At 44.6% G+C, this 11,146-nt stretch carries 1 protein-coding gene; it reads left to right on the top strand.

Going from position 1 to position 11,146, the window contains the following annotated elements:
- Positions 1-29 precede the first annotated feature (29 nt).
- Positions 30-11,114, top strand: coding sequence for a beta-ketoacyl synthase N-terminal-like domain-containing protein (locus P5V12_RS10295; RefSeq protein ID WP_316957268.1), 11,085 nt, complete (start codon positions 30-32; stop codon positions 11,112-11,114).
- Positions 11,115-11,146: the final 32 nt, after the last annotated feature.

Genomic DNA, 11,146 nt, shown 5'->3' with positions numbered 1-11,146 from the left:
TGCGCCATCATTACGGGAACAATGAACACATGACTTCCATAGATTCACAATCGAAGACCACGGGCACCGTTCTATGTCAGGATCACGGCAATGGTATCTACTCGCTTCAGATTGACGCCGTAGCGGATCAGCCAGTTTTGTCTGAAGCGATCCAGCAAACGCTGTTGAATCAATTGGCGTTGGTGCAAAGCCATGCCGATCTGAAAGTGTTGATTTTGCAAGGTGGCGAGCAGACGTTTCTTCGCGGCGACCGAAACCATGTTAACCAAGCGATAACAAGCAAGCTCCTGGCTACCCTCAGTGAATTTCCCTATCCGGTGATTGCGGCGGTGGAAGGCCATGCAACCGGTGCGGGTTGGTTGGTGGCGTCACTGTGTGATTTTATGGTGCTCAACCAGGATTCAGACTACGGCTACAGTGTGGACGAACTCTTCCCCAGTCCAGCCGAACAGCAGATGTTTGAACATCGCTTTGGTTACCAACAGGCGACAGATTTACTATTTCAAACACCCTTGATGCGCGGAGCAGAATTAAAAGCAAAATCCTGGACCTGCGCCATCGTCGACAAAAAACAGGTGCACACCCACGCACACAAATTGGCAGAAAACCTGGCCAAAAAACCACAAACCGCCTTACGTTTATTAAAACAACACCTGGGTCGTCAACAATTCGCCTTAACGCAACAACTGAACCCGGTTGATGCGATTGCAGAACCCACACCCGCAAAAAAAGTGAAGCTGAGTTCCCCCAGCAAAAACATCGCATTACACACCGAACAAGAGCATGTGCTCACGGTACATATCCAGCAAGCCAAACGCAGTTACGCGGTAAAAACCTTACTGGCCGATCTCACCAAATTAGCTCGTCAGATCAATAAAGCACCACACTACAAAGTGGTGATCCTGCAAAGTGACTACGCAGAATTTTTCAGCGAAGACAGCGAAAAAATTCAAGTCAACCAAGTATTGGCATTGCAACAATGGATACAAAGTATCGAGCGTCCGGTTGTCTGCTTACTAAATTCAGACAGCCAGGGCAAAGCGTGGTTGATGAGTCAGGTGTGTGACAGCGTGATCTATCAACAGCAGGGTAGCTACAGCCTGGCAGGGGTATTGCACGACCCGCAACTGGCTCAACCGACCTCGGCACTATTAACGTATCACTATGGTCAAGTGGTAGGACGGGAACTGGTATTAAGTGGTGGTGTAGTAACCGGTGCCGAACTGCAACAACGTTGCCCCAGTGTGCTGGTCGCCAATTCAGATCAGGAAGCCTCAACAAAAGCTCAGCAACTCGCGGCATTTTTAGCCGAGTATCCGCTTGCGGAACTCCAAGCCTGGAAACAACACCGTGTAACTTGCTTAACCACACTGATATCAAACTTACCGAACTGGCAGGCGGGTGCAGAAGCTCCCAGTGATGGACAGGTAACCGAAGTTACCGACATCGCATTAAATACCCAAGTGATTAAAGCCAAAGCCCATCCGCAGGGCATTATCGAAGTGCGCATGGAAGATCGCGAAGCCAAAAACATGTTCTCGGAGGCATTTACCGATGGCATGAGCGAAGTGTTCCAACATATTGAAGCCAACCCACAATACAAGGTTGTGGTGCTGACCGGTTACGACAAATATTTTGCTTCTGGTGGCACCAAAGCAGCGTTGTTGGCTATTCAGGATGGGCAAACACAATTTACCGACAATAAAGTATTTCAATCCACCTGGGCGTGTTCGATTCCGGTTATTGCAGCGATGCAGGGTCACGGTGTGGGTGGTGGGTTAACACTGGGTTTATTTTCCGATATTGCATTGCTCAGTGAAGAGAGCAAATATTTTAGTCCGTATATGCAATATGGTTTCACGCCTGGTGCGGGAGCAAATTTTGTTACACCAAATATGTTTGGCCTGGATTTGGCAAAGGAATCGTTACTGCTTGCAGTAGAAAATTCTGGTAGTGAATTGCAACAACGGGGCGTGTCGCTCCGCGTTTTACCTCGTGATCAAATACGTGATAACGCGCTGGCTATTGCACAACAAATTGCGGATAGACCTCGCAGTGTATTAACCGCATTAAAAAATCAGTGGCAGCAACAGACTCAGGATCATATTGAAGAAAACTATCAGCATGAACTAGACATGCATCAAAAAACTTTTGTTGGCCAAACTGAAACGCGATCACAAATAACGGATTTGTTTAATGAGGCCGATAAAGCCACATCGACAACGAATTTGGAACCCACATCACAGCGTCAAGAAACCTCTCAAACCGTGGGAAAAATCTATTCTCTGACAGATATTACCGATGCGTTAAAACATATGCTTGCTGAAGAGCTTCATATGCATGCGAACGATGTGGACGAGGATGCACAATTTGTGGATCTAGGTTTAGACTCGATAACAAGTGTGACCTGGATGCGAAAAATTAATGAAACTTACGGTTTAAACATTGAAGCAACCAAAGTCTATAGCCAATCCACGTTAAATAAAATGAGCCGTTATGTGACTGACGAAATAAACAGTCATTCATCTTTATCAAAAATAGATACCGCACAAATTGCTCAAGCAAAATCAAATACACCAATTTCGTCACCTCGTCATGAGGCAATTCAGGAACCTGTTAAAACCGGGATGATTATGTGTTCGACGGATGAAACATTAAATTCTGTTAAAGATAGCTTGAGAATATTGCTTGCCGATGAGTTGCATATGCGTGCGGCAGACGTTGACGACGATGCGCAGTTTGTTGACTTGGGATTGGATTCCATTACCAGTGTCACCTGGATGCGTAAGATCAACGAAAAGTATGGTTTGAATATCGAAGCGACCAAGGTGTATAGTCAGTCGACGCTAAATAAGATGGGGCAGTTTGTGTTTTCGGAGCTGGGTGAAAACATCGCTGCGACTGAAACGGAAACGCCTGCGTTGGAATCGCATACACTGTATAGCCCCGATCAATCAACATCGATTTCTGCCCCTGAGAAAACCGATACACAGGTTCGACAAATTTTAAAAGACCTGTTAGCCAATGAATTACATATGGCGGCGAACGATATTGATGAAGACGCCCAATTTGTTGATTTAGGTTTGGACTCCATTACCAGTGTTACCTGGATGCGTAAAATTAACGAGCAATATGGGCTCAATATTGAAGCGACCAAGGTTTACAGTCAGTCTACCTTGAATAAAATGAGCGAATTCGTACAAAGCCAATTGTTGTCGGCACAGCCTTCGCATCTGGCGGTTGAAAAAAGCACCGTTGCACAATCTGTCGTAACATCTAAGGTTGAGCTAACTAAACCTGAGAGCACGTCAAATTCAGTAAATTTATCAGCCACAACACCAGTTCGTCCCAAATTAACATCCAAAAAACCAAAAACATCTGCCGAGGAGAGTCATTCGCGCAGAAATACATCTCAGCCAGAACCTATCGCCGTCATTGGTATGGCTGGTCAGTTTCCGAAATCGGCAAATATTAACGAATACTGGCAAAACATCATTGATGGTAAGAATTGTATTAGTGAAATTCCAAAAAGCCGTTGGGATATCAGCAAATATTATCAAGAAGAAAACGCAGGCCCTGGCCAAACTAATTGCATATATATGGGCTTATTGGATGACCATGATGCATTCGATCCATTGTTTTTTGATATCTCACCAAAAGAAGCGCTTAGCATGGACCCGCAACAGCGGGTACTTATGCAGACATGTTGGCAAGCATTTGAACATGCCGGTTATACCCCTAAAACATTAGCGGGCAGTAAATGTGGTGTGTTTGTCGGTTGTGGTCCAGGCGACTATCACTTATTAAAACGTGAACTGCAAATCAGCGCATTGGGTTTTACCGGCGGCGATACCGCCATTATGGCTGCGCGTGTCGCGTACTTTTTTGATTTGCAGGGGCCGTGCTTAACGATTGAAACTGCGTGCTCATCTTCCCTTGTTGCGATGGCCTACGCCTGTGACAGTTTAAATTCCGGTGCAAGTAATATGGCAATTGCCGGTGGGGTGTATGTCAGCTCCGGGCCGGATATGCACATCAAAACCACGCAAACCGGTATGTTATCCAAAGATGGAAAATGCTATACCTTTGATAAACGCGCAAACGGGTTTGTTCCGGGCGAGGGCGTTGGTTCGGTTATTCTTAAACGTTTATCGGACGCCGAGAGAGATGGCGATATTATTCACGGTGTAATTGAAGGCTGGGGCGTTAACCAGGACGGTAAAACCAACGGTATTACCGCTCCCAACCCGGATTCGCAAACACGATTACAGCAAGAAGTTTACGACAATTTCAATATTGATCCGGCTTCAATTCAGTTAATTGAGGCGCACGGTACGGGGACGAAACTTGGTGACCCGATTGAAGTTGATGCGTTAAAAGAAACATTTAAAAAATATACTAAAAAGCAAGGCTATTGTGCCTTGGGTTCGGTGAAGAGCAATATTGGCCATTGCTTTACTGCCGCCGGTGTGGCCAGCTCGATCAAAGTGCTTCTTGCCCTTAAAAATCGACAGCTACCACCCACAATTAATTTTGAAAATATCAACGAACACATCAATTTAAATGCGTCACCTTTTTATGTCAGTGAGAAAGGTCAAGATTGGACGTTAGGTGATGCGGAAAAACGTCAAGCGGCAATCAGTGGTTTCGGCTTTGGTGGTACTAACGCACACTTGGTGATTTCGGAATATGTGCCGTCCATGGTTAATGAACCGGGTAAGCCGCTTATTTTGGAAAACGGCAAAACTATTTTACCTTTGTCTGCTCGTACTCCCGAACAACTTCAGCAGAAGGCGAGTGATCTGTTTGATTATCTCTGTGAAAATGCACATTATCATAACCTCTTTGATATTGCATATACCTTGCAAACCTGTAGAGCACCGATGGAAGAGCGTTTGGCAATTATGGCTGGTTCCGTTGCCGAGTTGAGTGAAAAGTTAAGAAGCTTTATTTACGGCGAAAATAACGATGTATATCTCGGGCAAGTAAGCAACAATAAAGAAACCCTAAGTATTCTTCGTCAAGATAATGAGATGAAGGAAACTGTTATTGGCAAATGGATCTCCCAAGGAAAACTATCGAAAATTGCGGACTTGTGGTCAAAGGGATTGGAATTTGACTGGAGCCAATTATACGGTCAGCTTAAACCTCGTAAGGTAACATTGCCCAATTATCCTTTTGCTAAAGAGCGTTATTGGATTACTAAAGTAGAGCAGAGCAGTGTTGCTGGTATTGACCGTGAATCAGCCCCGGATTCAATTGAGTATCGGTCGGAGATCATTCATCCGTTACTGCATAAGAATACATCTAACCTTGACGGTCTGAGATATACCACCTATTTAAACTGTGCAGAAGACTATTTAGCCGCGTCAGAAATCAACGGGTTAAAAGTATTGCCAGCCGCAGCGTATCTGGAGATGGTGCGCGCTGCAGTTGTTGATGCCAGTGCGAATGCCGATGGCAAAGTCGTAACAGTATCGGACGTCTCTTGGGGACAACCCATTATTCTTGAAGGCGCAAAAGAAGTATCGATTAGTCTGTATCACCATCACGATAACTCAGTCGAATTTGAGATATACAGTCAGCAGGAGGGCGGTGAGGTTGTGCATTGCCAAGGTGTTGCGCGATGTATTTCAAACGCAAGCGTATTGACCTTTGACGTTGAACAAATAAAACGTCAGCTTGCCGGTGGTGATATTGGTCAGGCATTGGTTCAGCTTGATGTGTCACGTTTTGTCAAAGGTTCCTTTGCTCGCTATCAATTGTGTCCTTGCGCGATTGATCAGGTGATGAGAGCCGAAACAACGATTGCCGGAACGGTCAGTGGCTTGGGGCAGTTCACTTTACCTCTGAGCATACAAAATATAAAAATATTCCATCAGTTTGCACAACACTCTCTTGCGTGGATACGAAGCTCAAGCAATGGTGCGTTCGATATCGACTTTGCCGATGAGCAGGGCAATATCTGTGTGCAAATTACTGGCCTGACGTTACAGCAGGCGTACCTGGGCTTGTCGCAACCGCAGAGCGATACAACAGCTTCTTCATCTGTTGTCGCAGTTGAAAAAACGGAATCAGCTGTTGCGGCCATAACGTTAGCGCAAGTGCAATCAGAATTAAAAACGAGTCTGGCGAAAGCCTTGTATATGGATTCGGACAAAATCCATGCGGATAAACCTTTTACCGATTTAGGGTTGGATTCCATTGTCGGTGTGGAGTGGGTGAACGAACTCAAAAAGCAATATGGTATTGCATTGCCTGCTACCATTGTTTACGACTACCCCAATCTGAAAGACTTTTCTCACTATATTCATTCCATACTTTCGACCAACACGTCATCGGTTAATGTGCCACCGGTTAAGGTTGAGACTCCGACACCACAACCAGAATCTGTGTCGCTGTCTGTATCCAGTGATCAGCTTATTCATGAGCTGAAAGAGAGTTTGGCGACTGCGTTGTATATGAGTGTAGAGAGTATTCGAATTGATAAACCCTTTATTGAGTTGGGATTAGATTCGATTATTGGTGTTGAATGGGTAAATGCACTTAAAAAGCAATACGGTTTAAGTTTGCCGGCAACCGTTGTTTACGATTACCCAAATATTGTTGAGTTTGCACGTTACCTTGCCGACCAATTGAAAACCGATATGCCCGTCGTGCTGGAAAGCAAACCGGTATTAGCGAACTCGATCAGTATAGTGACTCCGGCTAAGACCCAGACTGCGACAATAATTTCATTAAAAGAACTTCAGCAAGAACTGAAAGAAAGCCTGGCGAACGCATTGTATATGGAGCCTTCTGCTATCGCTCTGGATAAGCCGTTTATTGAACTAGGTTTGGATTCCATTGTGGGTGTGGAATGGATTAACGTACTGAAAAAGCAGTACGCGTTAGCGTTGCCTGCAACAATTGTGTATGACTATCCTTCGATAGTGCAGTTTGCGGATTATCTGCATGGACAGATTTCTACCAGCAGTGCGGTAGTCGAGTTACCGAAAGCACCGTTACCACTTTCCAATTATTCCGCCGCACCAATCACCGCGTCTAATCCGCAGAGCACGGCGACCAGTCGTGTTAACGCCGGACGGGATTTGATTACCTTACAACAGGAATTAAAGGAAAGCTTGGCGAAAGCATTGTATTTGCCCAACGCAAATATCGCATTAGATAAACCCTTTATTGAGCTGGGGCTGGATTCGATCATTGGTGTTGAATGGGTCAATGAAATCAAGAAACAATATGCTATCGAGTTACCCGCAACCATCGTTTACGACTACCCAACAATAAAAACATTTTCAGAATACCTAAAAAATATTATTCCCGCCGAATTAGCGGCGTCTGAACAGGCCACTACCGTTTCACCTGATAGTGTGCATGCAAATACTCAAAAAGTTTCTGTTGTAGCCACTTCGAACTCTTCTTTCAGTTTGGAGCAATTAAAACAGGAACTCAAAGAAAGCCTGGCCAAAGCGTTATATATGAATGTTACGGATGTTCAGGTCGATAAACCTTTTATTGAGTTAGGCCTGGATTCTATTGTGGGTGTTGAATGGGTAAACGAACTGAAAAAACACTATCGCCTGCAATTGCCCGCAACAATTGTTTACGATTATCCAAATATTAATTTGTTCGCTTCCTTCATTGCCGAACAAATCGGGACAACCAATACCGTATCGGAACCTGTTTCTGCAATTAATACGCAAACGCCGTTATCCACACCTGAAACGTCAACAGCTACGGCATTGCAAGGTTCATCGCAATTTAGTCCTGTACCGAATTTATTGGTGGATTCATATCCAAGCCTGATACGAAAAGCGCGCAAGCCCGTCAAACACTATAAAACAGAAGCGACGGTTTCTTCAGGCAAAATTGCTATCGTTGGTATGTCTGGTCGATACCCCCAGGCCAACAATATGGATCAGTTCTGGGAAAATTTGGTAAGCGGTAAAAACTCAATTACTGAAGTTCCTTCAGACCGTTGGGATGTCAATGAATACTACGATCCTGATCCTAAAAAAGAAGGAAAAGTGTATTGCAAGTGGTTGGGAGCAGTGGACGATATTGATTGCTTTGACCCATTGTTTTTCAAAATCTCCCCTGCGGAAGCGAAAACAATGGACCCGCAACAGCGACTCTTTTTGGAAGAAAGCTTTAAAACCTTTGAGGACGCGGGCTATTCCAGTCAGTCCTTGAACGGGAAAAAATGTGGTGTTTACACGGCCATTATTGGCAATGAGTACGCTGGTGTTGTAGCCAGAAGTAATGCCATGTCAGCGGATATTACCGGTAATAACCTTGCTATCGGTGCCGCGCGAATTGCCTACTTCCTTAATTTGAAAGGGCCGGCTATCACGGTCGATACAGCATGTTCATCCTCCCTTGTTGCTATCCATTTAGCCTGTCAGGGTTTAAGAACAGGCGAAACTGATATGGCTCTTGCTGGCGGCGCCAGCGTGTATTTGGAACCTGAGTTATACATGGGCATGTGTAAGGCGGGCATGTTATCGCCGGCGGGACAGTGTAAAACGTTTGATAATTCTGCGGACGGTTTTGTACCTGGCGAAGGCGTAGGGGTTGTATTGCTGAAACGCCTGGAAGACGCTGAACGGGATAACGACACCATTTACGGCGTAATTTTAGGTTCCGGTATTAACCAGGATGGTAAGACAAATGGTATCACTGCGCCGAGTGTGAACAGCCAAATGGCGTTAGAAAGAGAGCTTTACGAAAAATGTAATGTTCATCCTGAATCGATTAGCTATATCGAGACACACGGCACAGGAACAAAACTTGGCGACCCGATTGAATTGGAGGCTTTAAGCGCGGTATTTAAAGAGAAAACCGATAAGAAGAATTTCTGTGGTTTGGGTTCGGTAAAAAGTAACGTGGGGCACACGTCTGGTGCGGCCGGTGTGTGTAGTGTGCAAAAAGTTGTGCTGTCCATGGTGAACCAAAAATTGGTTCCCAGCTTGAATGTACAAAAAGAAAATACATTGTTCGATTTCAAGAGTTCACCATTTTACGTGTCCAAAAACACTCAGGATTGGCAAGTAGTCAACGGTGAAAAACGCCGAGCAAGTGTCAATTCTTTTGGCTTTAGTGGCACCAACGCTCATGTCGTTATAGAAGAATATATCAAGCCGCAGGCAACAAAATCTGCTGCTCACTTCAACCGGGATATACCTATTGTTGTTTCTGCTCGAACCAGCGAACAATTAACGCAAAGAGCAAAAGCACTGTATGACTACCTTGACAATAATCACAGTGCTCAGCAGTTAGCTCTTGAGGATATTGCATACACGTTATTAGATGGCCGAGATGCAATGGATGAACGTCTGGCTTTTATTGTTCGTAGTAAAAAGGATATCTGCATAAAGTTAAACACATTCTTGAACGGTCATGTAGATTCTGCAATCTTCCGATCCCGAGTTGAGAAAGATGCGGACGGGATGATTGTTATTCAACAACAGAGCAATATTAAAGAGGTCGTTGAGCAATACGTTCACAATCATCAATTTGCTAACATTGCCGAGATGTGGGTAAAAGGCCTTGATCTATCCTGGGGCGAAATCTACTCCGGCGAATTACCTCACCGGGTCAGCTTACCCACATATCCATTTGCCAGAAAACGTTATTGGGTGGAGCCGGCCAATAATAAAACTACGGTTAGTTATGGTGGAGGAGATTCAAAATCAACGGCCATACTGCATCCACTTGTGCATGAAAATATTTCTATTCTGGAACAGCTTTGCTTTAGATCGCGATTTAACGGAAGCGAATCGTTTTTCGTAACCTTTGAAGCCAATAAAGCACTCACAGGTGTCGCTTTCATCGAGATGGCCAGAGAAGCTATCGAAAGAGCAATGGGTATTCCCAAACAGGATAAGTTAATCGAAATACACAGTGTAAGCTGGGGCGCACCATTAACCGTGGCGCATATGGCACAGGTTAATATTGCAATTATCCCGAACAATTCCAATACCCTGGCTTTTGAAGTGTATAGCCTGTTACACGGTAACAATGATCAGTATGAAGAAATTATTCACTGCCAGGGGCACGCGGTTGTTGGGGATAAGCTGCGCAATACTTCTCTGGACATAAATCGTATTCAATCCCGTGTTAAGGGACGCGATATTTCGTTAAATACGCTTTATCAGAAAATCGATGCAACAAACCGGTCCCAATTGATTCAGTCGGCAACACTAGGGCAAGATCAGCTGTTACTGGAAATCAATACCCAAGGACAGCAAGATAAGCACTGTGTAGTTGATCCGTTTGTACTCGATCACATCTTACAGGCAAGCATGTTGTTGCTTGATGGTTCCAGGGTTCAGTTCAAATCGGTTTCTTTACCATTTAGCATTCAGTCCGTTCATATTCAATCTGAGCTTGCTCAACATTTATATGCGTGGATAAGATTTTCTGACGGTTATCAATTACCTACTGAGATGGATAAAACAACAACTGTTCAGTTGGATATCGATGTGTTCGATATTCGCGGTAAGTTGTGCGTTGAAATGAAAGGCATTGGCCTGGAAACTGAAATGCATGTTCAGGATAATATTCAGCCTAATTCGAAAAAGCCTGTCGTTAAACCCCAGCAAGCAGTAACTCAGAACATAGCGGTTAGCTCTTCGGTTACGAAAAATGTTTCTACCGAAAAAACAGCGGCATCGAAAAAAACCAAACCGAACGATATTCAGTTAAATACTTCGACGGATGTTCTACCGAAAGCCGGGTCAAATCATAAACCCAGTGTTTCACTAGGTTCGACTGCCAATGCAAGCATTTCGAATGGTGTGGAAAATAACAATACTGTACGCAGCAAACCGAATATTTCCTTAGCGACAATGTCATCACCCGGGAATACTTTGGAAATAGAAAGCAAAGACAAGCAGGTTAAAGATTCGAATAATTTAACCAAGCCGGCGATTAGTTTGAGTTCTCCGGGTACAGGTGCAGATCCAAATAGCGTAAATAAAAATAGTGCAGGCCAAACCGTACCTACTGCCAAGCCGACCATTTCGCTTGCACAAAGCAATACCACTTCGGCAGTGAAGAGCAACACACCGCCCAAACGTAACACCATTGTGTTAGAACCAGCCGGCGAATAAACCACAACGTTTACTCACTTCCATTCAGACAG

The sequence above is a fragment of the Teredinibacter sp. KSP-S5-2 genome (assembly GCF_032773895.1).
Taxonomy (GTDB): domain Bacteria; phylum Pseudomonadota; class Gammaproteobacteria; order Pseudomonadales; family Cellvibrionaceae.
This window is presented reverse-complemented; position numbering and strand designations above follow the sequence as displayed.

Coding starts and splice junctions, on each gene's coding strand:
- P5V12_RS10295 (WP_316957268.1), top strand. CDS start 30: ATGACTTCCATAGATTCACAATCGAAGACCACGGGCACCGTTCTATGT.